General features: G+C 66.2%; 21 protein-coding genes and 1 other RNA gene. 8 read left to right on the top strand and 14 right to left on the bottom strand.

What is annotated here, in order from left to right; all coding sequences use genetic code 11:
* From HV701_RS21045 to gyrA, 14 genes are all read right to left on the bottom strand, one after another.
* Positions 1-455 (bottom strand): ComEA family DNA-binding protein (locus tag HV701_RS21045; protein WP_175134952.1); only part of this gene is annotated, 455 nt, incomplete at its 3' end.
* Positions 456-653: 198 nt separating this feature from the next.
* Entirely contained in the window at positions 654-1,643 is a 990-nt protein-coding gene (rfaD, locus tag HV701_RS21040; RefSeq protein ID WP_175134951.1) for an ADP-glyceromanno-heptose 6-epimerase, read from the bottom strand.
* Positions 1,640-2,581 (bottom strand): D-glycero-beta-D-manno-heptose-7-phosphate kinase, encoded by a 942-nt coding sequence (gene rfaE1 / locus HV701_RS21035; RefSeq protein WP_175134950.1) that lies wholly within the window; start codon positions 2,579-2,581, stop codon positions 1,640-1,642. The genes rfaD and rfaE1 overlap by 4 nt, the downstream gene beginning before the upstream one ends.
* Positions 2,578-3,795 carry a lipopolysaccharide assembly protein LapB gene (gene lapB, locus HV701_RS21030; protein WP_175134949.1) on the bottom strand — a complete coding sequence of 406 codons (1,218 nt, stop codon included), beginning with the start codon at positions 3,793-3,795 and terminating at the stop codon, positions 2,578-2,580. Before lapB ends, rfaE1 begins: the two co-directional genes overlap by 4 nt.
* 60 nt (positions 3,796-3,855) lie before the next feature.
* Entirely contained in the window at positions 3,856-4,170 is a 315-nt protein-coding gene (locus HV701_RS21025; protein ID WP_006388264.1) for a lipopolysaccharide assembly protein LapA domain-containing protein, read from the bottom strand.
* 190 nt (positions 4,171-4,360) lie between these two features.
* Entirely contained in the window at positions 4,361-4,720 is a 360-nt protein-coding gene (locus tag HV701_RS21020) for an integration host factor subunit beta (protein WP_175134948.1), read from the bottom strand.
* Positions 4,721-4,723: 3 nt separating this feature from the next.
* Positions 4,724-6,436: a 30S ribosomal protein S1 gene (gene rpsA, locus HV701_RS21015; protein WP_175134947.1), complete on the bottom strand. Its 1,713-nt coding sequence runs from the start codon at positions 6,434-6,436 to the stop codon at positions 4,724-4,726.
* 226 nt (positions 6,437-6,662) lie between these two features.
* The gene (gene cmk, locus HV701_RS21010; protein WP_175134946.1) at positions 6,663-7,340 is read right to left on the bottom strand and encodes a (d)CMP kinase; all 678 of its coding nucleotides are present in this window, start codon (positions 7,338-7,340) and stop codon (positions 6,663-6,665) included.
* A gap of 30 nt (positions 7,341-7,370) precedes the next feature.
* Positions 7,371-8,693, bottom strand: coding sequence for a 3-phosphoshikimate 1-carboxyvinyltransferase (aroA, locus tag HV701_RS21005; protein WP_175134945.1), 1,323 nt, complete (start codon positions 8,691-8,693; stop codon positions 7,371-7,373).
* A 5-nt stretch (positions 8,694-8,698) separates the two neighbouring features.
* Positions 8,699-9,601: a prephenate dehydrogenase gene (locus HV701_RS21000; protein ID WP_175134944.1), complete on the bottom strand. Its 903-nt coding sequence runs from the start codon at positions 9,599-9,601 to the stop codon at positions 8,699-8,701.
* Positions 9,598-10,719: a histidinol-phosphate transaminase gene (gene hisC, locus HV701_RS20995; protein WP_175134943.1), complete on the bottom strand. Its 1,122-nt coding sequence runs from the start codon at positions 10,717-10,719 to the stop codon at positions 9,598-9,600. Before hisC ends, HV701_RS21000 begins: the two co-directional genes overlap by 4 nt.
* Before the next feature lie 7 nt (positions 10,720-10,726).
* Positions 10,727-11,812, bottom strand: coding sequence for a prephenate dehydratase (gene pheA, locus HV701_RS20990; RefSeq protein WP_175134942.1), 1,086 nt, complete (start codon positions 11,810-11,812; stop codon positions 10,727-10,729).
* Positions 11,805-12,935, bottom strand: coding sequence for a 3-phosphoserine/phosphohydroxythreonine transaminase (gene serC / locus HV701_RS20985; protein WP_175134941.1), 1,131 nt, complete (start codon positions 12,933-12,935; stop codon positions 11,805-11,807). The genes pheA and serC overlap by 8 nt, the downstream gene beginning before the upstream one ends.
* Positions 12,935-15,592 carry a DNA gyrase subunit A gene (gyrA, locus tag HV701_RS20980; RefSeq protein WP_175134940.1) on the bottom strand — a complete coding sequence of 886 codons (2,658 nt, stop codon included), beginning with the start codon at positions 15,590-15,592 and terminating at the stop codon, positions 12,935-12,937. The genes serC and gyrA overlap by 1 nt, the downstream gene beginning before the upstream one ends.
* Before the next feature lie 412 nt (positions 15,593-16,004).
* Between gyrA and ompA the strand changes: the two genes are divergently transcribed.
* The 8 genes from ompA to HV701_RS20940 all read left to right on the top strand — a co-directional run bounded on the left by ompA (position 16,005) and on the right by HV701_RS20940 (position 25,775).
* Positions 16,005-16,598 carry an outer membrane protein OmpA gene (ompA, locus tag HV701_RS20975; RefSeq protein WP_175134939.1) on the top strand — a complete coding sequence of 198 codons (594 nt, stop codon included), beginning with the start codon at positions 16,005-16,007 and terminating at the stop codon, positions 16,596-16,598.
* Positions 16,599-16,745: 147 nt separating this feature from the next.
* The gene (gene ubiG / locus HV701_RS20970) at positions 16,746-17,474 is read left to right on the top strand and encodes a bifunctional 2-polyprenyl-6-hydroxyphenol methylase/3-demethylubiquinol 3-O-methyltransferase UbiG (protein WP_175134938.1); all 729 of its coding nucleotides are present in this window, start codon (positions 16,746-16,748) and stop codon (positions 17,472-17,474) included.
* Positions 17,471-18,145, top strand: coding sequence for an HAD-IA family hydrolase (locus tag HV701_RS20965; protein ID WP_175134937.1), 675 nt, complete (start codon positions 17,471-17,473; stop codon positions 18,143-18,145). The genes ubiG and HV701_RS20965 overlap by 4 nt, the downstream gene beginning before the upstream one ends.
* Before the next feature lie 336 nt (positions 18,146-18,481).
* Positions 18,482-19,663, top strand: coding sequence for an MFS transporter (locus HV701_RS20960; protein ID WP_175134936.1), 1,182 nt, complete (start codon positions 18,482-18,484; stop codon positions 19,661-19,663).
* A 64-nt stretch (positions 19,664-19,727) separates the two neighbouring features.
* Positions 19,728-20,116, top strand: a transfer-messenger RNA (tmRNA) gene (ssrA, locus tag HV701_RS20955).
* Between the two features lie 530 nt (positions 20,117-20,646).
* On the top strand, positions 20,647-21,807 hold the full coding sequence (wecB, locus tag HV701_RS20950; RefSeq protein WP_175134935.1) for a non-hydrolyzing UDP-N-acetylglucosamine 2-epimerase: 1,161 nt from the start codon (positions 20,647-20,649) through the stop codon (positions 21,805-21,807).
* A 35-nt stretch (positions 21,808-21,842) separates the two neighbouring features.
* Positions 21,843-24,056, top strand: coding sequence for a cellulose biosynthesis cyclic di-GMP-binding regulatory protein BcsB (locus HV701_RS20945; RefSeq protein ID WP_175134934.1), 2,214 nt, complete (start codon positions 21,843-21,845; stop codon positions 24,054-24,056).
* Positions 24,057-24,074: 18 nt separating this feature from the next.
* On the top strand, positions 24,075-25,775 hold the full coding sequence (locus HV701_RS20940; protein ID WP_175134933.1) for a glycosyl transferase family protein: 1,701 nt from the start codon (positions 24,075-24,077) through the stop codon (positions 25,773-25,775).
* Positions 25,776-26,214 lie beyond the last annotated feature (439 nt).

Genomic DNA, 26,214 nt, shown 5'->3' with positions numbered 1-26,214 from the left:
CCGCCGGCCACGGCGCCCTTGGCCGCCGCGGTGCCGCCCCCCGCTACGCTCGCGGCCGGTCGGGCAATGGCCGGCTTCGCCGCCCCGCCCGCGTCCTTGGCGCCGCCCACCGTCAGGCCGGCGGCACCAAGGGCTTCGGCCTTCTTCGGACTGATGCCGCGCACCCGCTCGGCCAGGTCCTCCAGCGACTCGAACCGACCGGCGCGCTCGCGTTCGCTGACGATGGTCTGCGCCGTGCGCGGCCCGATGCCACGGATGCCTTCGAGTTGCTGCGCGGTGGCGTCATTCAGGTCGAGGGCCTGCGCTGGCGCGTGCGCGACGCCGGCCGCCAGCAAGGCCAGGCCCAGCGCCTGCCGCAAGCCGGACGGCCCGCGCCCGGCGGCGGCGGCGCGCGTGCGGCGCCAAGGCAACGCCGGCAGGCGGCGGGCGATGGTGGAATGCAGGAAGGGATTCATGAACAGGTCTCCGGAAAATGGCGGCGCAACGGCTGTCGCGCCACCTCCTGATCATGGTCCGTCCAGCCCTGCCGGCGGGTACGCGGTGAATGGTTTCATCCACCCCGGCAATCACGTAGACGAAAAAAAGCCGCCTGGCACGGCGGCATCTCAAGCGCAGTCCGGACAGCCGCCCGCAAACGGCGGGCGGCCCGGCGGCTACTTGCGGGCGCGCCAGTAGCGCACGTATTCGGACACGCCGGTCTGCACGTCGCGCATGGGCGCGGTGAAACCCGCCGCGCGCAGGCGGCTGACGTCGGCCTGGGTGTAGCTCTGGTAGCGGCCTTTCAGGTCGTCGGGGAACGGGATGTAGCGGATCAGGTCCAGTTCCACCAGTTGCGCCAGCGTCAATTGCGCTTCGCCGCGCTCGGCGCGCAGCGCGTTGACCACCGCCGCCGCGACGTCATTGAAGGGCTGCGCGCGGCCGGTACCGCAATTGAAGATGCCCGACTGTTCCGGATGGTCGAGGAAATGCAGGTTCACCGCCACCACGTCCTCCACCGAAATGAAGTCGCGGCTCTGGCCGCCGTCCACATAGCCATCCCAACCGGCGAACAGGCGCACGTGGCCGTGCTCCAGGAACTGGTTCATGTTGTGAAAGGCCACCGAGGCCATGCGGCCCTTGTGCTGCTCGTGCGGGCCGTAGACGTTGAAGTAGCGCAAGCCCACCACCTGCGCGGTGAGGCTGTCCATGCGCTGGCGCAGCACCTGGTCGAACAACAGCTTCGAATAGCCGTAGACGTTCAGCGGGCCTTCGTTGGCGGGGTCTTCCACGTAGACCGACGAGCCGCCGTAGACCGCGGCCGACGAGGCATACAGGAACGGAATGCGGCGCGCCTGGCAGAACTCGAACAATTCCAGCGTGACGCGGTAGTTGTTGTCGAGCATGTAGCGGCCATTGCGCTCGGTGGTGTCCGAGCAGGCGCCCTGGTGCAGCACCGCGCGGATCTCCGGCAGGCTGCCGTCGGCGACACGGCGACGGAAGTCGTCCTTGTCCATGTAGTCGGCGATTGCGCAGTCGACCAGGTTGACGAACTTGTCGCCTTCGGTCAAGTCATCGACCGCGATGATGTCCTTGATGCCGCGGCGATTGAGGCCGCGCACCAGGTTGCTGCCAATGAAGCCCGCGGCTCCGGTAACGATGATCATGAGAGTTCTCCTGCGAGTTCGGCGGCGGTGACGACGGACGTGCCCAGCTTGCCCACGGCAATGCCGCCGGCCCGGTTGGCCCAGCCCATGGCATCCTTCCAGGGCAGGTCGATGGCGCGCGAGACGGCCAGCGTCGCCAGCACGGTATCGCCGGCACCGGACACGTCGAACACTTCGTGCGCCTGCGCATCGATGTGCTCGCGGCCCGCGTCGGTAAACAACGTCATGCCTTGCTCGGAACGCGTCACCAGCAAGGCCTCGAGATCCAGGTCGGCGCGCAGCCGCTGCGCGCGATCGGTCAATTCGGATTCGGAATTCCAGCGGCCCACGGCCTGCTGCATCTCGGAACGGTTGGGGGTGACCAGGGTGGCGCCGCGGTAACGGGTGTAGTCGTCGCCCTTGGGATCGACCAGCACCGGGATGCCGGCGCGGCGGGCTTGCGCGATCAGCCCTTCGACCCGGGTCAGCACGCCCTTGGCGTAGTCGGACAGCACCACGATGTCATGGTTGGCCAGGTGGCGCGCCAGGGCGGCATCGATGCTGTCGAGCGCCTCCTGGGCCGGATGCTGCTCGAAGTCGACACGCAGCAGTTGCTGCTGGCGGCCCAGCACGCGCATCTTGAGCGTGGTGTGCAGGCTGCGGTCGGTGATCAGGTCGGCGTGGATGCCGGCCTCGGAGGCCAGGCGGCGCACGCTGTCACCGGCCTCGTCCTCGCCCAGCACGCCTACCAGGGTGACATGCCCCCCCAGCGCGGCGACGTTGCGCGCCACGTTGGCGGCGCCTCCCAGGCGATCCTCGCGGCGCGCGACACGCACCACCGGCACCGGCGCTTCGGGAGAGATGCGTTCCACCTCGCCGAACCAATAGCGGTCCAGCATGACATCGCCCACCACGAGCACGCGGCTATGCGAGACGGGTTCGACGGGAAATTGGCTCATTCAAGTTCTTCCAGACGGCGCGGCGCATAGGTCTCCCAGGCATTGCAGCCCGGACATTGCCAATAGAAGCGGCGCGCTTGAAAACCGCAGCTCCGGCACGCGTAGCGGTCCAGACGTTGCGTATGCTTGTGGATCAGGCTGCGCAGCAGCGTGAGGTCGGCCCCCGGCACGGGGCCCTGTTCGGTGGCGCCTTCGGCGTTGGCCAGTTCGGCCTCCAGCAGACGGTCCAGGCCGAGCAGCGAGGGATGGCTGCGCAAGGCGCCACGGGCGAACGCCCAGGCCGGCGCCGAACCCTGCTGGACGCGCAGTTCGCGGAAGACCACGTTGAACAGGTCGAGCGAGGCGTGGCGCATGTACTGGCGCTGCAGCAGTTCCAGCCCGGCTTCGGCCTGGGCGGCGGCGCGGTAGTTGGCCAGGAGCTGCTCGGCCACCAGGCCGGCGTATTCGGGCGCGTCGGTCATGACCGACTCCAGGTACAAGCGCTCGCGCTTGGGGTCCTGCTCCAACAGCGCCAGGCGCGCGCGCAGCATCGCGGTACGCACCATGGCGCCCTTGCCCGCCGCGCCCGCATCGGCGGTGGCCAGGGCGTGATCGGCGGCATCCAGGGCGGCATGCGCCGCATCGGCGTTGGGCGGCTTGGCCGCCAGCGCCGTCGCGGCCTGTTCGCAGTAGTAGTGCACGATCTGCGGCACCGGCTCGTCGACCAGGCCATGCAACGTCTTGACGGCCTCGATGGCGCGCGGCCAGTCGTGCTCGGATTCATAGATACGGATCAGCGAGCGCAGCGCCGGCAAGGCGTAGCGGGTGTCCTTGAGCTGCTCGAAGCCGCTTTCGGCGCGATCCAGCATGCCGGCCTTGAGGAAGTCCTGCGCCAGTTCGTGCTGGGCATGCTCGCGCTCGGCGGCGGGCAGGTCGGAACGGTTCAGCAGGCTCTGGTGCACCCGGATGGCGCGTTCCATTTCGCCACGGCGCCGGAACAGGCTGCCCAGCGCGAAGTGCAGCTCGGTGGTTTCCGGGTCGAGCTTGGCCACTTCGACGAAGGCGTCAATGGCACGGTCGGGCTGCTCGTTGAGCAGGAAGTTCAATCCCCGGAAATAGGAATCGGGCAGGCTGCGGGTTTCCCGCAGCATCTGCCGGATGTCGAAGCGCGCGGCCAGCCAGCCGAGCGCGAACAACACCGGCACGAAAATCAACCACCAAGGTTCAAAATCCACTGTGCGGGCTCTTGCGTTGATTCAATACGGAAAAGGCGGCGTGCGGATGGCGCGGCGCCATCACAGCGGCGACATCGGGGCGACCGCTTCCGGCGGCACCGCCGGCGTGGTGCCGTTGACGGCAGCCTGCACGCGGTCGAGTTCGCGGCGCAGGCGGATGGCCTCGCGACGGCGACGCATGGCGGCGGGCACGGTCAGCAGCAGGCCGAACAGGGCGCCGACCACGAACACAACCAGCATGACGACGATCAGCGGCACATCCTGCACCACGTAATCGGCATAAAACTTCACGGCGACGGGATCGGTGTTCTTCAACGCGAACATCAATACCGCCACGAACACGAGCAATCGCAGGGCCCAGACAAGGTAGCGCATGACGCATGCTCCTAAGAATTCGAGAGGGACAATTGTAAGCGACCTCCACACCTCGTGTATCGGCCTTGCGCGGCCCGCTTTGACAGCCGCCCCGCTTTTTTACGGAACGCCCAAAAACAAAGCCCCTTGATTGCTCAAGGGGCTTTGCTCGCGGTCCGATCCGCCCGGAAGCGGCTTGCTGGCCGTGCCATCAATGCATGGCATGCAGACTCGCCAAGGACGGCATCGATTCGCTCGATCCGGAGGATTGAGCGTCCTCGTCGTTGCCGCCGACCAAGTCCACCCGCTCACGCAATTCCTTGCCCGCCTTGAAGTGCGGCACCTGTTTGCCAGGCACCAGCACTTGTTCGCCGGATTTCGGGTTGCGGCCGATGCGGGGAGACCGCTGCGACAGCGAGAAGCTGCCAAAACCGCGGATCTCGATGCGCTGGCCCGAGGCCAGGGCCTGGGTCATCGCATCGAGCACGGTCTTGACCGCGTAATCGGTGTCGCGGGCGGCCAGCTGAGGATAGCGGGCCGCCAAGGCGGCGATCAGCTCCGACTTGGTCACGAATTAACCGTCGTTGCGCTGTTGGTCCAGCTTGGCCTTCAGCAGCGCGCCGAGGTTGGTGGTGCCGGACGAAGCGCTGGCGTCGGACATGCGCTGGATCGTTTCGGCGGTTTCGGCGTTGTCGCGGGCCTTGATCGACAGCTGGATCGAACGCGTCTTGCGGTCGATGTTGACGATCATGGCTTCGATGTTCTCGCCGGCGGTCAGCACGGTGGTGGCATCTTCGACGCGGCCCGAGGAGATCTCGGAGGCGCGCAGGTAGCCTTCGACGTCCACGGACAGCGTCACGACGGCGCCCTTGGCTTCGACCGACTTGATGGTGCCCGGAACCACGGCGCCCTTGTCGAACGTGGAAACGAAGTTGTTGAAGGGATCGCCTTCCAGCTGCTTGATGCCCAGCGAGATGCGTTCCTTGTCGGTATCGATGCCCAGAACCACGGCTTCGATCTCGTCGCCCTTCTTGAAGTTGCGCACGGCTTCTTCGCCGGTTTCCGTCCACGACAGGTCGGACAGGTGAACCAGGCCGTCGATGCCGCCGGGCAGGCCGACGAACACGCCGAAGTCGGTGATCGACTTGATGGCGCCGCGGACCTTGTCACCACGCTTGAAGTTGGTGGCGAACTCTTCCCACGGGTTCTGGCGGCACTGCTTCATGCCCAGCGAGATGCGACGACGGTCTTCGTCGATTTCCAGGACCATGACTTCGACTTCTTCGCCCAGGGTCACGACCTTGCGCGGATCGACGTTCTTGTTGGTCCAGTCCATTTCGGAGACGTGCACCAGGCCTTCGATGCCGGCTTCGACTTCAACGAACGCGCCGTAGTCGGTCAGGTTGGTGACCTTGCCGAACAGGCGGGTGCCTTGCGGGTAGCGGCGAGCCAGGCCCACCCACGGATCTTCGCCGAGCTGCTTGACGCCCAGCGAGACGCGGCTCTTTTCCTGGTCGAACTTGAGGACCTTGGCTTCGACTTCCTGACCCACTTGCAGGACTTCGGAGGGGTGACGCACGCGGCGCCAGGCCATGTCGGTGATGTGCAGCAGGCCGTCGATGCCGCCCAGGTCCACGAACGCGCCGTAGTCGGTGATGTTCTTGACCACGCCCTTGACCACCGCACCTTCGTGCAGGGTTTCGAGCAGCTTCTGGCGCTCTTCGCCCATGCTGGCTTCCAGCACCTGGCGACGCGACAGCACGACGTTGTTGCGCTTGCGATCGAGCTTGATGACCTTGAATTCGAGGGTCTTGCCTTCGTACGGGGTGGTGTCCTTGACCGGACGCAGATCCACCAGCGAACCCGGCAGGAACGCGCGGATGCCGTTGGTCATGACGGTCAGGCCGCCCTTCACCTTGCCGGTGATGGTGCCGGTGACCAGTTCGCCGTTTTCCAGGGCCTTTTCCAGTTGCAGCCAGGCCGACAGGCGCTTGGCGCGGTCACGCGACAGGATGGTGTCGCCGTAGCCGTTTTCCAGGGAATCGATGGCCACCGAGACGAAATCGCCGGGTTGCACTTCGAGCTCGCCCTGGTCATTCAGGAACTCTTCCAGGGGGATCAGCGCTTCGGACTTCAGGCCGGCGTTGACGACGACGAAGTTGTGGTCGACGCGCACGACTTCGGCGCTGATGACCTCGCCGGACTTCATGTCCTGGCTCTTGAGGCTCTGGGCGAAAAGGTCGGCGAAACTTTCGCCGCCGGTGGCGGTAGTGGAAACGGAAGACATGGGGTTGAAATCCATTGGGCCGAAATGGCCGTTAAAAACACACCGCAGCGGATTGCCCGCCACAGTGGAGTCAAAATACCTGTCTGCCGGTTTGCCCTTGCGGGGTGTCCCGTGGGGGTGTCGCCTGGCCAAAGACAGGGCCTAAAAAAAGAAAATCGAAAAACGCGAGGATTGCCTGGCTTTGCCAGCAAGCCGGACTTGCGCCAGGCTTTCCGTCAGGTGATTCCTATCGGGGGATCGCCTGCCAAAAATCCAGTATTGCCTGCACGGTTTCCGCAATCGTCAGGTTCGACGAATCCAGCACGTGTGCATCCGCTGCGGGAGCCAGAGGCGCCGTGGCGCGCTGCGTATCGCGGGCATCCCGCTCGCGCATGTCCCGCAAAAGGTCGTCTAGATTAGCAGAAATTCCCTTTTCGATCAACTGCTTACGCCGCCTCTCGGCCCGCGCGACCACATCGGCCACCAGGAACACTTTCAGGGACGCATCAGGAAACACCACCGTGCCCATATCGCGGCCGTCCGCCACCAGCCCTGGCGCCAGGCGGAACGCGCGCTGGCGCTCCAGCAACGCCTGCCGCACACCAGGGAAGGCCGCCACGCGGGAAGCGAAATTACCCACTTCCTCGCGGCGGATTTCGTGGCCGACGTCGGCGCCTTCCAGGTAGACGTGGGGACCGTCGAAGCGCACATCCAGGGTTTCGGCCACCCGTGCCACCGCGGGCTCGTCGGCGGCATCCACGCCGCGATTGAGCGCCGCCAGCGCGGTCAAGCGATACAGCGCGCCGCTATCCAGCACCGCCCAGCCCAGCGCCTTGGCGACGCGGTGGGCCACGGTGCCCTTGCCCGAAGCGGTGGGACCGTCGATGGTGATGACGGGAGCGGGATTCGAATCTGTCGAAGTCATGTCGGGAAATTGAGCGCGAGCCCGTGGCCGCTAGGCCGATACCAGGCCAGCGTAGACGTCAAAGTAACCCGGGAAGGTCTTGCTGACACACCCCGGATCGAGAATCCGTACCGCCGCCGGGCTGAATGCGGCCAGCGAGAAGCACATCGCCATGCGGTGATCGTCCCAGGTGCCGATGTGCGCATCGCGCCAGGCGCCGTCGGCCGGCGGCGTGACGCGCAGCCAATCCGGCCCCGATTCCACCCGCGCGCCCAGCTTCTCCAGCTCGGTCTGCATGGCGTGGATGCGGTCGGTTTCCTTGACGCGCCAACTACCGATGTTGCGCAGTCGGCACGGGCCGTCGGCGTACAGCGCGAGCGCGGCGGCGGTCATCGCGGCGTCGGGGATCAGGTTGAAATCGGTATCGAAGGCCTTCAGGCGGCCACCCTCTGCCACGCGCACGCCGCTCACTTCGATCCAGCCGTCGCCGTAAGTCACGGTCGCGCCCATGGCGGCCAGGGTGTCGGTGAATTTCACGTCGCCCTGGATGCTGTCGGCGCCCACGCCGGTGACCCGCAACGGGCCGCCGCCAATCGCCCCCAGCGCCAGGAAGTACGAGGCGGTGGACGCATCGCCCTCGACCGCGATCCGCCCCGGGCTGCGGTAGCGCGCGCCACCCGCGATGGTGAAACGGCTCCAGCCGTCACGCTGCACGGCGACGCCGAAGCGCGCCATCAGGTTCAGCGTGATCTCGATGTACGGCTTGGAGATCAGTTCGCCCAGCACCTCGATCACTACCGGCTGGCCGCTCTGGCCGGCCTGCAGCGGCGCGGCCATCAGCAACGCGGTCAGGAACTGGCTGGAGACCGAGCCCTGCACCTGCGTCACGGCCGGCGTGGCGATCTCGCCGCGGCCGATATGCAGCGGCGGGTAGCCGGGCTGCCCCAGGTAGTCGATACGGGCGCCGAGCGCCTTGAGCGCATCGACCAGGTCGCCGATGGGACGCTCGTGCATGCGCGGCACGCCCGACAGACGGTAGTCGCCGCCCATCAGCGCCAGCGCCGCAGTCAGCGGCCGGATGGCGGTGCCGGCGTTGCCCATGAACAGGTCGGCGCTGTCGACCGGAAAGCGGCTCACGCCGCGCACGGTGACGCGGCCCTCGGCCAGTTCGGACACGGCCACGCCCAGTTGGCGCAAGGCGGCCAGCATGACACGCGTGTCATCGGAATCCAGCAGGCCGGTAATCACGGTCTCGCCGTCAGCGATGGCCGCCAGCAGCAACACCCGGTTGGAAATGCTCTTGGAGCCGGGCAAGGCCATGACGCCCTGCGCGCGCCGCACCTGCGGCAGATCCAGGAAAGGCGAAGCGCCCATGTCGGTTACTCCTTGCGCCAGTTGCGGCGCGCCTGCGCCGCCGTGTCCAGCAACGCCAGCAAGGCCGCGCCATCGCCGCCGTCGATCGCGCGCTCGGCCCGATCCAGCACGGCGCGCACGGCCGCCAGCTCGGCCAGCACGGCGTCGCGGTTGGATAGAAAGATATCGCGCCACATCTCGGGCGAACCCGCCGCGATGCGAGTGAAGTCGCGGAAACCGCTGCCAGCCAGCGCCAGCCGGGTGACGGCGTCATCCGCGGTGGCAACCTGCTCCATGTACGCCGAAGACAGCAGGTGCGGCAGATGGCTGACCGAGGCCAGCACCCGGTCATGCGCGCCGGCGTCCATGTCGATCACGTGCGCGCCACAGGCGCGCCACGCATCGCGCACCAGGGCAACGGCGGCGGCGGTGTTCTCGGCCAGCGGCGTCAGGATGGCGCAACGCCCCTGATACAGGCCGGCATCGGCGGCCTCGGGGCCGGTGCGCTCGGCGCCGGCGATGGGGTGGCCCGGCACGAACTGGCCGATGCGCGCACCCAGCGCCAGACGGGCGGCATCGACCACTTCGGCCTTGGTACTGCCGCCGTCGGTCAGCAACGTGGCCTCGCGCAGGTGCGGCAGCATGCGCGCCAGCACGTCCTTCAGCCCGCCCACCGGCGTGGCCAGGAACACCAGGTCGGCGCGGGCGGCGGCGTCTTCGGCGCTGACGGCTTCGTCGATCAGGCCGAGTTCCACCGCGCGCGCCAGCGAGGCGGCATTGCGTCCCACGCCCAGCACCCGCCCCACCTGCCCTGCCCGGCGCAGCGCCGCGGCGAAAGAGCCGCCGATCAAGCCCACGCCAACGACGGCCAGCACAGGAATCAGGGGGCCAGCGGCCCCCTGTTCCGGCTTGAAGGAAGCGCCGCTCATTCGGACAGGATGGCGGTCAGCGCGTCGATGAAACGGGCGTTCTCCTGCGGCAGGCCGATGGACACGCGCAGCCACTCGGGCAAGCCATCGCCGGCCACCGGCCGCACGATCACGCCACGCTTGAGCAGCGCCAGGTTGATGCGCGGCGCATCGCCCACGTGCACCAGCACGAAATTGCCGTAGCTGGGCACGTAGCGCAACTTGAGGCGATCAAAGGCTTCGCACAGTTGCGCCTTGCCCGTCTTGTTGGAGGTGTAGGCCTGTTCCAGGTAAGCGGCATCGCCCAGCGCGGCCACGGCGGCGGCCTGCGCCAGCGTGTTGACGTTGAACGGCTGGCGCACGCGGTTGAGCAGGTCGGTCAGCGCCGGCTGCGCCACCGCGAAGCCCACCCGCAGGCCCGCCAGGCCATAAGCCTTGGAGAAGGTGCGCGAAACGATCAGGTTGGGATAGCGGCGTACCAGCGCGGTGCTGTCGAAACGGAACTCCGGGTCGAGGTACTCGTTGTAGGCTTCGTCCAGCACCACGGTGACGCGGTCGCCGTGGGCGGCATGCACGCGCTCCAGGAACGCGGCCACCTGCTCGCCCGGCACGAAGGTGCCGGTGGGGTTGTTGGGATTGGCGATGAACAGCAGGCGCGTGTCGTCGGCGATGGCGTCGAACATGGCGTCCAGGTCATGGCCGTAGTCCTTGGCCGGCACCACGATGTGGCGCGCCCCGCGGGCCTGCGTGGCCAGGCGGTAGACCGCGAACGAATGCTCGGCATAGACCGCCGAGGCCCCCGGCTCCAGCAAAGCCAGCGCGGCGATTTCCAGGATGTCGTTGGAGCCGTTGCCCAGCGTGATCCAGTTCATCGGCACGTCGTAGCGCGCCGCCAGCGCGGCCTTCAGGTCGAAGCCGTTGGGATCGGGATAGCGCGCCAGCGACTCGGCCGCCGCCAGCATGGCCGCGCGCGCCGACGCGGGCATGCCCAGCGGGTTTTCATTGGACGCCAGCTTGACGATGCTGGCCGGATCCAATCCGAACTCGCGGGCGAGCTCTTCGATCGGCTTGCCGGCCTGGTACGGGGCGATGGCGCTGACGTGCGCGGGAGCGGCGAGAGGCTTGGAGGTATTGGTCATGGAAGGCTCACGGCGCCGGGTAGGAACCCAGCACTTTCAGGTAGGCAACCTGCGCCCGCAGGGTATTCAGGGCGAGCGCGACGTTCGGATCGTTGCGATGCCCCAGGACATCGACGTAGAAATAGTATTCCCACTCGCCCGTGCGGGCCGGACGGGATTCGAAACGTGTCATGGACACGCCGTTGGCCGCCAGCGGCGCCAGCATCTCGTAGACGGCGCCAGCGCGGTTCGGCACCGCCAGGATCAGGCTGGTCTTGTCCTTGCCGCTGACCAGCGGCTCGATGTTGCCGATCGCCAGGAAGCGCGTGCGATTGTGCGGGTCGTCCTGGATGCCGGCGCTGACGACCTGCAGGTTCCAGGCCGGCGCCGCCACTTCGCCGGCGATGGCGGCGATGGTCGGGTCGGCAGCAGCCAGGCGCGCGGCCTCGGAATTGCTGGCCGCGGCCACGCGTTCCAGGTCGGGATAGTTGCGCGTCAGCCAGCCCTGGCACTGGGCCAGCGCCTGCGGATGCGCGGAAATCGATTTGATACCGTCCATGGTGCCGGACTGCGACATCAGGCAGTGGCGGATCACCAGCGAACGCTCGCCCAGGATGCGCAGCGGCGTGTTCAGCAGCAGGTCCAGGCTGCGGTTGACGGCGCCTTCGGTGGAGTTCTCGACCGGCACCATGCCGACGTCGGCCTGGCCCGCTTCGACGGCGCGAAAGACTTCATCGAACGACACGCAAGGCAGCTTCTGCACTGCGTGGCCGAAATGCTCCAGCGCGGCCTGTTCGGAAAACGAACCCTGCGGGCCCAGATAGGCGACGGTCATGCCGCGTTCCAGGCCACGGCAGGCCGAGATGATCTCGGTCCAGACCGACGCCACGCCGGCCGCCGGAAAAGGGCCGGGGTTCAGTTGCTGCAGACGGCGGATGACTTCGGCTTCGCGCTCGGGGCGCAGCACCGGGCCGTCGGCATGGGCGGCGTGCTTGGCCTCGCCCACCTCCTGCGCGGCGCGGGCGCGCTGCGACAACAGGTCGAGGATTTGCGCATCGATGGCGTCGATGCGGTCGCGCAAGGGGCGCAGCTTGCGCTGCAGGTCGTCATCCATAGCGGCGCTCGAATTCCTTCAGGTACTCGACCAGCGCGGCCACGGCGGCCAGCGGCACGGCGTTGTAGATCGAGGCGCGCATGCCGCCCACGCTCTTGTGGCCCTTGAGCTGCGTCAGGCCGGCGGCCTCGGCGCCTTGCAGGAAGGCGTCGTTGAGCGACTCGTCGCGCAGCACGAACGGCACGTTCATGCGCGAACGCACGGGCACGTGAATCGGATTGCGGTAGAAACTGGTGCTGTCGAGGTAGCCGTACAGCAGCTCGGCCTTGGCCTTGTTGGCCGCTTCCATGCCCGCCACGCCGCCATTGGCCTTGACCCACTTGAACACCAGGCCGGCGATGTAGATGGCGAAGGTCGGCGGCGTGTTGTAGCGCGAATGCTCGGCGGCTACGTTGGCGTAATCGAACGCCGACGGACAGATCGGCAGCGCATGGCCGATCAGGTCACGGCGGCAGATGGCCATGGTGACACCGGCCGGGCCGGCATTCTTCTGGGCGCCGGCGTACATCATGCCGCAACGGCTGACATCCATCGGCCGCGACAGGAAATGCGAGGACGCATCGACCACCAACGGCACGTCGGGCGCGTCCAGCGCGGCCATATCGGGCCAGTCCATGAACTCGACGCCGCCGATGGTTTCGTTGCTGCACAGGTGCAGGTAGGCCGATTCCTTGCGCACTTTCCAGGTGTCGACCGGCGGCACCCAGGTGAACGGCGCCTGTTCGCCGCCATCCAGTTGCGTCGCCTGCCCGCTGGTGGCCGCGACCTGCGCGTCACCGTAGCGGCCGGCTTCCTTGTAGGAGCGCGACGACCAGTGGCCGGTGACGACGAAGTCGGCCGCCGGCGTGCCGCGCCGCCCCATCAGATTCATGGGAACGATGGCGTTCTCCCCGGAACCGCCGCCTTGCATGAACATCACCGCGTAGTCCGGAGACAGGCCGAGCAGATCGCGCAGGTCGCTTTCCGCTTCGTCGCAGATCTGCACGAAGTGCTTGCCGCGATGACTCATTTCCATCACGGACATGCCACTGCCGTGCCAGTCCAGCATTTCCGCAGCGGCTTGCTGCAGTACCACCTCGGGCAGGGCCGAGGGGCCAGCCGAGAAGTTCCAGGGGCGGGCCATTATTGCTCCGTAGGTTCCGTCGAATCCGTTGCTCCGGCGTCGCCGTCGCCCTCTTCCTGGCCGTCGTCCAGGTCTTCGCTGTCATCGTCGGCATCGCTTTCGACGACCCGGCGCACGCCGGACAGCGAACTGCCGTCGTCGACGTTGATGAGGGTGACGCCCTGCGTGGCGCGGCCCATTTCGCGGATTTCCGCGACCCGGGTGCGCACCAGCACGCCGCCGGTGGTGATCAGCATGATTTCATCCGAAGGCATCACCAGCACCGCGCCGACCACCCTGCCGTTGCGCGAGCTGGTCTGGATGGCGATCATGCCCTTGGTGCCGCGGCCATGGCGCGTGTACTCGGTGATCGGGGTACGCTTGCCGTAGCCGTTTTCGGTGGCGGTCAGCACGCTCTGCGTTTCGTCCCCGGCCACCAGCAACGCGATCACGGTCTGGGTGTCCTCGAGCATCATGCCGCGCACGCCGCGGGCGTTGCGGCCCATCGGGCGCACGTCGTTCTCGTCGAAGCGCACGGCCTTGCCGGCGTCCGAGAACAACATGACGTCGTGCTTGCCGTCGGTGAGGTCGGCGCCGATCAGGTAGTCGCCATCGTCCAGGTCGACCGCGATGATGCCGGCCTTGCGCGGGTTGGAGAAGTCGGACAGCGGGGTCTTCTTGACCGTGCCGCGCGAGGTCGCCATGAAGACGTAGTGGTCTTCGCTGAACTCCTTGACCGGCAGCACCACCGTGATCTTCTCGCCTTCGGCCAGCGGGAACATGTTGACGATGGGCTTGCCGCGCGAGTTGCGCGTGCCTTGCGGCACTTCCCAGACCTTGAGCCAGTAGACCCGGCCACGATTCGAGAAGCACAGCAGGAAGTCATGGGTGTTGGCGATGAACAGCTGGTCGATCCAGTCGTTTTCCTTCATCGCCGTGGCCTGCTTGCCGCGGCCGCCGCGCTTCTGCGACCGGTATTCGGACAGCGGCTGGCTCTTGATGTAGCCGCCGTGCGACAGGGTCACGACCATGTCGGTGGGCGTGATCAGGTCTTCGGTATCGAGCTCGGTCGCGTTCAGCTCGATATCCGAGCGGCGCGCATCCTTGGCGCCGGTGGAGAACTCGGCCTTGATGGCCTGCAGTTCCTCGCCGATGATGCTCGTGATGCGCTCGGGACGGGCCAGGATGTCCAGCAGGTCGGCGATGGTGGACATGATGTCCTTGTATTCGCCGACGATCTTGTCCTGCTCCAGGCCGGTCAGGCGCTGCAGGCGCATGTTCAGGATTTCCTGCGCCTGGGTGTCGCTCAGGCGGTAGAGCCCGTCGCCTTGCAGGCCGAACTCGGCGCCCAGGCCATCGGGGCGGAACGCCGCGCGGCCGCCCGGCGTATCGCCGTCGGCACGCGACAGCATCTCGCGCACCAGCGAGGAATCCCACGACTTGGCCATCAGTTCCTGGCGCGCGACGGGAGGCGTCGGCGCGGCCTTGATGATGGCGATGAAGTCATCGATGTTGGCCAGCGCCACGGCCAGGCCTTCCAGCACGTGGCCGCGCTCGCGCGCCTTGCGCAGCTGGAACACGGTGCGGCGCGTGACCACTTCGCGGCGATGCTGCAGGAAGTAGTCGATCATCTGCTTCAGGTTGAGCAGGCGGGGCTGGCCATCGACCAGCGCCACCAGGTTCATCCCGAAGGTGTCCTGCAATTGCGTGTTCTTGTAGAGGTTGTTCAGCACCACCTCGGGTACTTCGCCGCGCTTGAGCTCGATCACCAGGCGCATGCCATCCTTGTCGGACTCGTCGCGGATGTCGGAGATGCCTTCGATCTTCTTGTCGTTGACCAGCTCGGCGATGCGCTCCTGCAGCGTCTTCTTGTTGACCTGGTAGGGAATCGCGTCGACCACGATGGCCTGGCGGTTGCCCTTTTCCATGTCTTCGAAGTGGGTCTTGGCGCGCATGATGACGCGGCCGCGGCCGGTGCGATAGCCTTCGCGCACGCCGGACATGCCGTAGATGACGCCGCCCGTGGGGAAATCCGGCGCCGGGATGATCTCCATGAGTTCATCGACCGAGCACGCGGGATTGCGCAGGCAGTACAGGCAGCCGTCGACCACTTCCTGGAGGTTGTGCGGCGGGATGTTGGTGGCCATGCCCACGGCGATGCCCGAGCTGCCGTTGACCAGCAGGTTCGGCAGGCGCGAGGGCAACAGCAGCGGCTCTTGCTCGCTGCCGTCGTAGTTGGGGCCGAAGTCGACCGTTTCCTGGTCGATGTCCGCCAGCAGCTCGTGGGCGATCTTGGCCAGGCGGATTTCGGTGTAACGCATCGCCGCGGCGTTGTCGCCGTCGATGGAGCCGAAGTTGCCCTGGCCGTCGACCAGCATGTAGCGCATGGAGAAATCCTGCGCCATGCGGACGATGGTGTCGTAGACGGACTGGTCGCCGTGGGGGTGGTACTTACCGATGACGTCCCCGACGATACGCGCGGACTTCTTATAGGCGCGGTTCCAGTCGTTGTTGAGTTCATGCATCGCGTAGAGCACGCGCCGGTGGACAGGCTTGAGCCCGTCCCGCACATCCGGTAGCGCCCGCCCGACGATCACGCTCATCGCGTAATCGAGGTAACTGCGGCGCATCTCTTCTTCCAGCGATACCGGAAGCGTCTCCTTGGCAAAGGAATCCATATATATAACGACAGAATCGTGTAAGGAGGAACCCGGGCCGGGTAAACAGGAAATTCTATCATTCGATTGGGATCGAGGCCCCAAGGGCCCCGCGCGGCCCGTGGCTCGGGCCTCGACACGGATGTCGCGGGCAAGCGGCACCGGCACATTCGCCCGCATCTGGAACCCTGTTGTCAAAAACCAACAGGGCAAACCAATGGAGCGAGGAAAACGCCATATCCAGCACCAATGCGGCTGTCCAGGGAAGCCAAAGCCCCCCAAATGCCTTAAGATTGTTTCCAGCACGCAGGAAACCCAGTAGCTATTCCTTTGAACCAGCTCTTGGCGTTGCTATACTGGCCCCGTTTTCCTGATATGCGGCGGGGGTTCGCTGCGAGTCACTTATCCAGCTTCAAGCTCAACGAGGAGAAACATGAACAAACCCTCCAAATTCGCTCTGGCGCTCGCCTTCGCTGCCGTCACGGCCTCGGGTGTAGCCTCGGCCCAGACCTATCCCCAAACGGTGGACAACTGGCGCAATCCGTTTGGTGACGTTTGGAAGAACGGCACGAACGAACTGTGCTGGCGCGATGCGTTCTGGACCCCGGCCACCGGCATCCCCGGTTGCGACGGTGTTCCGGTCGCACAACAGAAGGCGAAGCCGGCCCCGATGGCGGCCAAGGTCGTGTTCAACGCTGACACGTTCTTCGACTTCGACAAGTCGACCCTGAAGCCCGAAGGCCGCCAACTGCTGGACCAAGTCGCCCAGCAAGCTCGCGGTATCGAGCTGGAGACCATCATCGCCGTGGGCCATACCGACTCGATCGGTACGGAAGCCTACAACCAGAAGCTGTCCGAGCGCCGTGCCGCTTCGGTCAAGGCCTATCTGGTCAGCAAGGGCATCGATCCGAACCGTATCTACACGGAAGGCAAGGGTGAAATGAACCCGATCGCTTCCAACAAGACGAAGGAAGGCCGCGCCCAGAACCGTCGCGTTGAAATCGAAATCGTGGGTAGCCGCAAGTAATTGCCGGACTAGCTACAATAAAGGGCCTCGCATCGCGAGGCCCTTTTTTTCGCCTGGCTTGCACCAATGCGGTGCAAACACCCCGGCGCCCGCAAGCGCCGCAGTCCCTCTCTAATATATAGAGTGCCGCCTTATGCTGGACCGCCCATGAGCACCCACACTTCCGATACCGCCCAAACCACCATCAATGCCGATCAGGCCGAACTGGACAAGTTCGGCGCGCTGGCCAGCCGCTGGTGGGACCCCGAAAGCGAGTTCAAGCCGCTGCACGCCATCAATCCCCTGCGGCTGGAATGGATCCAGGAAAGCGTGGGCAGCCTGGCCGGCAAGAAGGTGCTGGATGTCGGCTGCGGCGGCGGCATCCTGTCGGAAGCCATGGCGCGCACGGGCGCGGACGTCACTGGCATCGACCTGGCAGACAAGTCGCTCAAGATCGCCAAGCTGCACGGCCTGGAATCGGGCGTGAAGGTCGAATACCGCAAGGTGCCGGTGGAACAGCTGGCGGCCGAGCAACCCGGCCAGTACGACGTGGTCACCTGCATGGAAATGCTGGAGCACGTGCCGGACCCGGGGTCCATCGTGCGCGCCTGCGCGGCGCTGACCAAGCCGGGCGGCTGGGTGTTCTTCTCGACCCTGAACCGCAACCCCAAGTCGTTCCTGTTTGCCATCATCGGGGCCGAATACCTGCTGCGCCTGCTGCCACGCGGCACCCACACCTATGACATGTTCATCAAGCCCAGCGAACTGGCCGCGGCCGCCCGCGGGGCCGGCCTGGAGCCGGTCGGCATGCGCGGCATGGAATACAACCCGATCACCCAGATCTATTCGCTGACTTCCGACACCTCGGTCAACTACCTGATGGCTACCCGCAAATGAGCGCCCTGATCCTGTTTGATTTCGACGGCACCCTGGCCGATACCGCCCCCGACCTGGCCGCCGCCGCCAACCAGCAGCGCACCCGCCGTGGGCTGGATCCCCTGCCCTACGAAACGCTGCGCCCGGTAGCCTCGCAGGGCGCGCGCGGCCTGCTGCGCGTGGCGCTCGGCCTGAAGCCGGGCGACGACGAATACGAACCGACCCGCCTGCAGTTCCTGGAAGACTACGCCGCCAGCTCCACCGTCCACAGCAAGCTGTTCCCCGGCATCGAGGCGCTGCTGGCCGACATCCGCCGGCGCGGCCTGTCATGGGGCATCGTGACCAACAAGGTCACCTACCTGACGCTGCCGATCGTCGAGCACCTGAACCTGACCCGCGACAGCGCCGTGCTGGTGTGCGGCGACACCACCGCCCACGCCAAGCCGCATCCGTTGCCGCTGCAGCATGCCGCGCGCGAAGCCGGCTTCGCCACCGATCGCTGCGTGTATGTCGGCGACGACCTGCGCGACATCCAAGCCGCGCATGCGGCCGGCATGCCCGCCGTTGCCGCCGCCTACGGCTATGTCGGCGAGGACGATGACATCATCCACTGGGAAGCGGAGACCTGCGCCAACACCCCCGCCGAACTCTGGCCGGCAATCCAGCCCCTGCTACCTGCCGACCTGCGCTGATCCCCCCGGCGGCCTGCCGCCCATGACAACGGCCTGGTTCGATTAGTGGACCAGGCCGAACTATTTATCCGGCGCGCGGGACTTTATCCGGCACGCCACGTGAATTAAAGTATGTTCATGCAGGGCAATACGGGTGCTTCCCGATTGCCTTTCCCGGCAAAATGCCGGCGCTGCGCGGCACCGCCTGCGCAGCGATCCCGCGCCACGCATTGGCGGCCCGCGCCGCCCATGCGCCCACGCGCCGAAGCCTGTCCGGCGCGCAACCCAGACTTTTTCAGACTCATTCATCCCGCATCGCGCGTCGCCCCAGGGCTGCGCGCGCACCTGGAATTGCCCATGCTTTTGCCCATCCTGTTACTTTCAGCCGCCGGCTTCACCATCCTGACCACCGAATTCCTGATCGTCGGCCTGCTGCCCAGTCTGGCCCGTGACCTGAATGTCACGGTGTCCCAGGCCGGGCTGCTGGTGTCGCTGTTCGCGTTCACCGTGGCGGCCACCGGACCGCTGCTGACCGCGTTGATGGCCAATATCGAGCGCAAGCGCCTGTTCATCAGCGTGCTGGTGCTGTTCGGCCTGTCCAACGCGCTGGCGGCGGCGGCCCCGAACATCTGGGTCATGGCGCTGGCCCGCTTCGTGCCCGCGCTGGCGCTGCCGGTATTCTGGTCGCTGGCCAGCGCCACGGCAGTGGAGCTGGTGGGCCCCGCCCGGGCCGGGCGCGCCATCTCGATGGTGGCGTTCGGCATCGTCGCGGCGACGGTGTTCGGCATTCCCATCGGCGTGCTGATCTCCGACGCCTTCGGCTGGCGAGCGGCCTTCGCCGTGCTATCGGCAGTGGCGTTCGCCAAAGCGCTGTTGCTGCTGCTGGCCTTTCCCAGCACCCGTATCCGCGCCGATAGCGTCAAGCTGGTGACGCAATTGCGTATCCTGCGCAATCCGCTGGTGGTCGGCCACGTACTGCTATCGGTACTGGTGTTTACAGGCATGTTCACGGCCTATACCTATCTGGCGGACATGCTCGAGCGGCTGGCCGGCTTCAATGGCCAGATCGTCGGCTGGACCATGATGGCATTCGGCGCGGTGGGCCTGATCGGCAACACGCTCGGCGGCCGCCTGGTCGACCGCAACCCGCTGGGCGCGACCGCGCTGTTCTCGGCGCTGATGGCCGCCGGCCTGGTGTTCGTGGCCTCGGTGATGCAGTCACATGGTTTGCTGGCGGTCGTGCTGACGGCCTGGGGCGTTGCGCAGGCGGCGCTGTTCATCGTCTGCCATGTGCGCCTCATGAAATCCGCGCCCGAGGCGCCGGCTTTTGCCGCCTCGCTCAATATTTCGGGCGCCAATATCGGCATCGGGCTGGGCGCGGTGGTCGGCGGCCACGTGATCGACCACTATGGCCTGGCCGCGCTGGGCTGGGCGGCGGCGGCCATCGTGGCACTGTCGGTCGGCCTGGCGCTCGCGCTGATGGCGGCATCGCGCCTCCCGCGCCGGGTAGGCAAGACCGCCTGCGCCAACATCACATGACGATGCTTGACGGCGCGCGGAAACACAGCGGACTATCGCATTTCCCAGTACAATAGAACTTCTTGGGGCCGATCCGGATTCGACGTGGGTCGCGAAACAACTCAGGGCATGCCGAGCACCAGTACGCTCGTTAAACCACTGGAACACTACAAACGCCAACGACGAGCGTTTCGCTCTCGCCGCTTAAGCGGTGAGCCGCTGCACTGATCTGTCCTTGGGTCAGGCGGAGGAAGGCAACTTCCTAGGGGGGCAACCCTCGAACCGCAGCAGCGACATTCACAAGGAATCGGTTCGCGCTGGGGTCACACGGCTCGGATTTAAATTACGTGAATCGCTCTGGTCCGGCCTGTCGGTTGGCTAAGTCCAGGGTTAAAACCAAATAGATCGACTACGCATGTAGAACTGGTTGCGGAGGGCTTGCGGACGGGGGTTCAATTCCCCCCGGCTCCACCAAATTTCCGCCATAGCGCCAAATGGCCGACCTTTACGGGTCGGCCATTTTTTTGTCCTCGGCACCCCTCACATATGGCCCGCACCCAGCGGCGTTTTCACGCCTATCCACGGCTGCGGCGCGCCCGCAAACGCGGGTAGCCGGCGCGATGCCTGCGGCATGCGAAAAAAATGAAGTGACTACGGGGCCAACCCCGCCCCCCGCCGGGAACCGTTAAAAATTGCAAATCGCTTATAAATTCGACACGATAAGCTCGAGTCGCCGCTAATATTTCGTATTGCATCGAGACCCATTTTTGCCCCATACGTAACAAAAAAAGACAAATCTAGACATTATTTGACACAGAATTGACAGCAAAACGAAATGTGCGGCTTCCCTGCTTTATTTCTGCCTGGCATCGATTGCAGCCAAGTTAATTCAACGACTTACTGCCAACTATCGACCAAAACGAAATAATCCGTCACATATTACCAATGCTATCAAGACATAATAAGCGCAAGAAAATGCCACCGGCTCAGGCCGCTCGACTGCGATGAAGATACTTTCCATATTCGGAACGCGTCCAGAAGCGATCAAGATGGCTCCCCTGGTCGCTGCCTTGCAGGATGAGTCGCAGTTGGACAGCGTGGTATGCGTGACCGGCCAGCACCGCCAGATGCTGGATCAGGTGCTGGCATTGTTCGATCTGCGCGCGCAGCACGATCTGGACGTCATGGTGTCCAACCAGACCCTGAACGGCCTGTACGCGCGCCTGATCAGCCGGGTGGACGAGGTACTGGCGACGGAACAGCCGGATTACGTGCTGGTGCATGGCGATACCAGCACCGCCTCGGCCTGTGCGCTGGCCGCCTTCCATCGACGCGTCCGCATCGGCCATGTCGAAGCGGGCTTGCGCACCGGCAATCTGGCCATGCCCTTTCCCGAAGAGATGAACCGCCGCGTGGTCGACGCAATCGGCGACTGGCTGTTTGCGCCGACCGCCGAATCGCGCGGCAACCTGCTGCGCGAGAACCTTGCCGGCCGCATCACCGTGACCGGCAATACCGTCATAGACGCGCTGGCCATGACCTGCGCCAAGCTGTCCCCCGATGGGCCACTGGCGCGCGGGCTAGCCACGCGCTACGACTGGCTCGACCCGCAACGCCGACTGATGCTGGTGACCGGCCACCGGCGCGAGAGCTTCGGCGGCGGCTTCAAGAACATCTGTGCCGCGCTGGCCGAGCTGGCCCGCCGCGAAGACCTGCAGATCGTCTATCCGGTGCACCTGAACCCGCAGGTGCGCAATGTCGTGATGGCCGATCTGGCGGGGCTGGAGCGGGTCCACCTGATCGATCCGCTGGATTATCTCGATTTTGTCTGGTTCATGCAGCGCGCCCATCTCATCCTGACCGACTCCGGCGGCGTACAGGAAGAGGCGCCGTATCTGGGCAAGCCCGTGCTGGTGATGCGCGACGTGACCGAGCGCCCGGAAGCGGTGCGGGCCGGCACGGTAGCGCTGGTGGGCACAGACAGGCAGCGCATCGTCACTGAGGTCAACCGACTGCTCGACGATCCCACGCTGCATGCCGCGTTTTCGCGGCGTATCAACCCGTACGGAGACGGCAAGGCCAGCGCGCGTATTGTCGATGCGCTCTGCGGCCGCGCCGTCTCGGAATTCGATCCCTACGGCGCGGCCACCGGCACGCCGGCCTGATGCCTCCCGACCTGAGTGTTCCGCCAGGAGTTCCCATGCCCAAACCCACTTCCCTTCCCGCCGCCCTGGCGCTCTGTCGCACGCTCATGGCTGCGGGCCTGCTGGTGCCGTTGGGCGCGATGGCCAGCCCGGCCGGCGACGCGCTGCGGCAATTGCAGGGCGATGATTGGGTCACGCGCAACACCACGCTGGCCGATCTCGGGATCACTGAGCCGGTCGTCCTGAGTAACAGCGATGCGCGCCAGGAGTTCTACCTGCCGGTGCCGCGCGGCGTGCCGATAGCCGACGCCACCTTGAACTTCGACGCCAAGTACACCAAGGGCGAACCGGGTCGCACCAGTCTGGTGCTGTGGGCCGACGGTGTACCGCTGAATGCGCAGCGCATCGCCGACGGCGATGGCCGCATCGCACACGGCTACACGGTCGACCCGCGTGGCCGCGAGACCGGCTTCCTGCGGGTGGGCGTGGACTGGCAATCGGAAATCGCGCTGCGCCATTGCGAGAGCAATCGCGCCACCGCGAATGCGCTGACCATCTCGCCGCAAACACGCCTGACTTATCGTTACGACGCCTCGGCCATCGGCAATCTGGATGACGCCTGGGGCACGCTGCCGGGCAAGCCGACCCTGATCGTCGGCGGCGCCAAGCTCGACCAACAGGCCTTCGACAGCGCCTGGCGCGTCGGGGTGGCGCTGGAACGGGCCGGCAAGCGCGTGGCGGTCCGCGCTTTCCCGTCGGTGGGCGACGAGATCGACACGCGCGGCTTGCAGGCTCCCACCGGATTGGCGCAGATCCCCGCGTTCGTGTCGCTGGCCGACAACGGCACGCACAAGATCGCCAACGCCGCCGAGATCGGCGCGCTGCTGGTGATGGGCGCGCCCGCCGTCGCCGGTGACGTGGTGATCGCCGACGCCGCGCTGCGCGCCAAGTTGAACGAGGCGCTGGACGCGCTGCAGGCGCAACTGGCCAGCGACGCCGACGCCGCGGCGGCCTTCCGGTCCTGGCGCGAGCGGCGCGTGCCGCTGGCCGGCGCCGACCTGCGGTCGAAGGAAATCCGCCTGGCCGCGATGGGCCGGCAGGCCGTGATCGCATTGGCCGCCGATGCCGGCGCGCAGGGCGCGGGCGCCTTCGACAGCGCCTGGCGCCGTATCCTGGTGACGCGCCAGGTACAGGTCAAGGCCGCGATGCCGCCGCAGACCTTCCAGGATGGCGGCCTGCGCCTGACGGCGCTGGGCGGTTCGCCCAACAGCTTCAACGTCGTCGCCAGCGGCGATTGGACCACCACGTTCCCGCTGGCCGCGGTCTCGGCCGATGGGCGCATGCCCGGCGAACTGGTCATGGACGTGTCGGCCGCGCCCGGCGCATCGTCGACACGGCCGGTGGCGTCGGTCTTCTGGAACGGCATCCTGCTGGCCGCCAAGCAGTTGGACGCCGACGGCCGCCCCGAGCGCCTGACCGCGCGCGTCCCCGGCTATGCGCTTGGCGTCACCAACGCGGTGCGCGTCACGTTCCAGCGCCAGCCGGTTTCGGTCGACTGCAATGAGATTCCCCAGGGCTATCCGGTAAACGTACTGCCGACCAGCTACGTGAAGCCGGAAAAGGCCGAGCCGGATGGCACTTTCGTCGGCCTGCTGCCCCTGCTGGCGGGCTCGCCGCAGGTGATCGTGCCCGACAGCTACCTGGCGGACGCGCCCGCCAACCTCAAGCGCCTGATCGGTATCGCCTCGGCCAGCGGCATTTCGACCGCCCGCGCCGAACTGTCGGTGGCGCCCGCCGGCCAGGCGGTCAAGCCAACCCGCCCGTTCCTGGCCATGGAGGTGCCGGTGGAAGGCGCCAAGCCAATGGTGACCGTCACCGACCGCAAGCAGTTGCGCATCGACGGCAGGAACACGACGTGGCTGGACATCTCCGGGCTGGAGCACCTGAGTTCCGCCGAGGTGATCAGCGCCAGCGGCCAGGACGGCGTGCTATGGCACACCCTGGGCCAGCAGGCCGGCATGCCGGACGCGCCGTTCGTGCTGAATCGCGGCAACGTCGCGCTGATCGGCGCCACCGGCCCGGTGGCCTGGATCGACAGCGCCAACCCCGACGCCAGTCATCCGCCCGGCGCCGGCGAGAGCGCATTCTTCGAATGGCGCCGCTATATCTCGTGGGGCGTGCCCGCGATCAGCGTGGCGCTGCTGGCGCTGATCCTGATCCTGATCCTGGCCACGCGCGCCAGCCGCAGGAAGAAACAGGACCGCCCGTAAACCAGGCCGCGCCCGCTCATGTCCTCGCTTTATTGGCCCTATCTCATCGCCGACTATTACCGCGGCCTTGAGATCGTGACCGCCGTCGTCGGCGTGATCATCCTGCTGTCGAGCCTGGATGACCTGTTCATCGATGCCTGGTACTGGGTGCGCGAATTGCGGCGTTCGCTGACGATCAAGCGCCGCTATACGCCGCTGACGGCGTCGCAACTGCGCACCAAGCAAGAGCAGCCACTGGCGATCATGGTGCCCGCCTGGCTCGAGTACGACGTCATCGCCTCGATGCTCGAGACGATGGTGTCGACGCTCGAGTACAAGAACTACATGATCTTCGCCGGCACCTACCGGAACGATGCGCGCACCATCAAGGAAGTCGAGCGCATGCGGCGGCGTTACCGCCAGTTGATACGGGTGGAAGTGCCGCACGATGGCCCGACCTGCAAGGCCGACTGCCTGAACTGGATCGTGCAGGCCATCTTCGCCCAGGACGCGAGGCAGCCGGTGCCGTTCGCCGGCGTCATCCTGCACGACAGCGAAGACGTGCTGCACCCGCTGGAACTGAAGTACTACAACTATCTCCTGCCGCGCATCGACTTCATCCAGTTGCCGGTGACATCGCTGGAACGCCACTGGTACGAATTGGTGGCCGGCACCTACATGGACGAATTCGCCGAATGGCACACCAAGGACCTGGTCGTGCGCGAGAGCATGTCGAAGATGGTGCCGTCGGCCGGGGTCGGCACCTGCTTTTCGCGCCGCGCATTGGTCGAGCTGGCCGCCGAGACCAACAACCAGCCCTTCAATACCGACACGCTGACCGAGGACTATGACATCGGCGCGCGCCTGGCGCAGCGCGGCATGCGGCAGATCTTCGGCAAGTTCGGCGTCGAGTACGTGACCCGGCGCCGCGCCTGGTTCGGGCTGGGCAAGGAGAAGGTCTCCGCCATCCACATGCCGCTGGGCGTGCGGGAGTACTTTCCCAACACCTTCCGCACGGCTTATCGGCAGAAGGCGCGCTGGACGCTGGGCATCGGGCTGCAGGGCTGGCAACAGGTCGGCTGGACCGGTTCGCTGGCCACCAAGTACCTGCTGTTCCGCGACCGCAAGGGCCTGGTGACGTCGTTCATCGCGATCCTGGCATACCTGCTGCTGGCCAATTTCTTCCTGTTCTACCTGGCCGACCTGTTCGGCTGGTGGACCGTCTACTACCCGTCGTACTTCCGTCCCGGCGGCTGGCTGGTGACGCTGATGTGGATCAACGCGGTGGCCCTGCTGCTGCGGGTGATACAGCGCGGCTACTTCGTCGGCCGCATGTACGGCTGGGAACACGCGCTGCTGTCGATCCCGCGCATGATCGTCGGCAACTTCATCAATGCCATGGCCGCGGCGCGCGCCTGGAAGCTGTTCATCGGCCACCTGATCACCGGCAAGCGGCTGGCCTGGGACAAGACCATGCACGACTTCCCCTCGACTGACCAACTGGCGCAACAACGCCAGCGCCTGGGGGAATTGCTCCTGTCCTGGCAGGCGATCGATGAAGACAAACTATCGCGCGCGCTGGAAATCCAGTCACGCGACAAGCGGCCGCTGGGCGAGATCCTGATGGAACAGGGCTGGCTAGATGAAGGCACGCTGAAAGAGGCCATCCATTTCCAGCAAGGAGGCCAGGCGGCCGACAACGCGCCAGCGCGCTCCGACGACAAACCCACGCCCCCATGAAGCCACTGACCCGTTCGTTCCTGCTGTCCGCCGCGCTGGCCTGCGCCGGCCACGCCGGGCCCGCCGCCGCCCAGTCGGCGCCGCGCGCCGCCGAGGCGCCGCTGGAAGGCGCCGCCTACCAGTTCGCCGACGAAGGCTACAAAAGCTACGATGCGGGCAATTACGTTCAGGCGCAGCATCAAGCCGAGTCCGCCATCGCCTTGCGTCCGGACGTCGAGCGCCTGCGCCTGCTGCTGATCTACGCGCTGCAGAAGCAGGGCAAGCTGCGCGAAGCCGACCAGGCCGCGGCCGACGCCATCAAGAGCGGCCTCGACACGCCGGCGCTGCGCCAGGCGCGCGCCAATCTGCGGCCGCGCGGTGCGCAGCCGGCCACGGGCGCCACGCCCGCCACCACCTCGGCCTACCGCCGCGGCTTTCCGATCGCCACGCGCGCCTACGC

The sequence above is a fragment of the Achromobacter pulmonis genome (genome assembly GCF_902859765.1).
GTDB lineage: Bacteria > Pseudomonadota > Gammaproteobacteria > Burkholderiales > Burkholderiaceae_B > Achromobacter > Achromobacter pulmonis.
This window is presented reverse-complemented; position numbering and strand designations above follow the sequence as displayed.

Bases quoted from the DNA above. Each gene is read 5' to 3' on its own strand.
- wecB (WP_175134935.1), top strand. From the start codon at position 20,647: ATGAAGATACTTTCCATATTCGGAACGCGTCCAGAAGCGATCAAGATG.
- pheA (WP_175134942.1), bottom strand. From the start codon at position 11,812: ATGGATGACGACCTGCAGCGCAAGCTGCGCCCCTTGCGCGACCGCATC.
- HV701_RS20965 (WP_175134937.1), top strand. From the start codon at position 17,471: ATGAGCGCCCTGATCCTGTTTGATTTCGACGGCACCCTGGCCGATACC.
- HV701_RS21025 (WP_006388264.1), bottom strand. From the start codon at position 4,170: ATGCGCTACCTTGTCTGGGCCCTGCGATTGCTCGTGTTCGTGGCGGTA.
- ompA (WP_175134939.1), top strand. From the start codon at position 16,005: ATGAACAAACCCTCCAAATTCGCTCTGGCGCTCGCCTTCGCTGCCGTC.
- HV701_RS21000 (WP_175134944.1), bottom strand. From the start codon at position 9,601: ATGAGCGGCGCTTCCTTCAAGCCGGAACAGGGGGCCGCTGGCCCCCTG.
- rfaD (WP_175134951.1), bottom strand. From the start codon at position 1,643: ATGATCATCGTTACCGGAGCCGCGGGCTTCATTGGCAGCAACCTGGTG.
- aroA (WP_175134945.1), bottom strand. From the start codon at position 8,693: ATGGGCGCTTCGCCTTTCCTGGATCTGCCGCAGGTGCGGCGCGCGCAG.
- cmk (WP_175134946.1), bottom strand. From the start codon at position 7,340: ATGACTTCGACAGATTCGAATCCCGCTCCCGTCATCACCATCGACGGT.
- ubiG (WP_175134938.1), top strand. From the start codon at position 16,746: ATGAGCACCCACACTTCCGATACCGCCCAAACCACCATCAATGCCGAT.
- HV701_RS20945 (WP_175134934.1), top strand. From the start codon at position 21,843: ATGCCCAAACCCACTTCCCTTCCCGCCGCCCTGGCGCTCTGTCGCACG.
- HV701_RS20960 (WP_175134936.1), top strand. From the start codon at position 18,482: ATGCTTTTGCCCATCCTGTTACTTTCAGCCGCCGGCTTCACCATCCTG.
- rfaE1 (WP_175134950.1), bottom strand. From the start codon at position 2,581: ATGAGCCAATTTCCCGTCGAACCCGTCTCGCATAGCCGCGTGCTCGTG.
- gyrA (WP_175134940.1), bottom strand. From the start codon at position 15,592: ATGGATTCCTTTGCCAAGGAGACGCTTCCGGTATCGCTGGAAGAAGAG.
- hisC (WP_175134943.1), bottom strand. From the start codon at position 10,719: ATGACCAATACCTCCAAGCCTCTCGCCGCTCCCGCGCACGTCAGCGCC.
- HV701_RS20940 (WP_175134933.1), top strand. From the start codon at position 24,075: ATGTCCTCGCTTTATTGGCCCTATCTCATCGCCGACTATTACCGCGGC.
- serC (WP_175134941.1), bottom strand. From the start codon at position 12,935: ATGGCCCGCCCCTGGAACTTCTCGGCTGGCCCCTCGGCCCTGCCCGAG.
- rpsA (WP_175134947.1), bottom strand. From the start codon at position 6,436: ATGTCTTCCGTTTCCACTACCGCCACCGGCGGCGAAAGTTTCGCCGAC.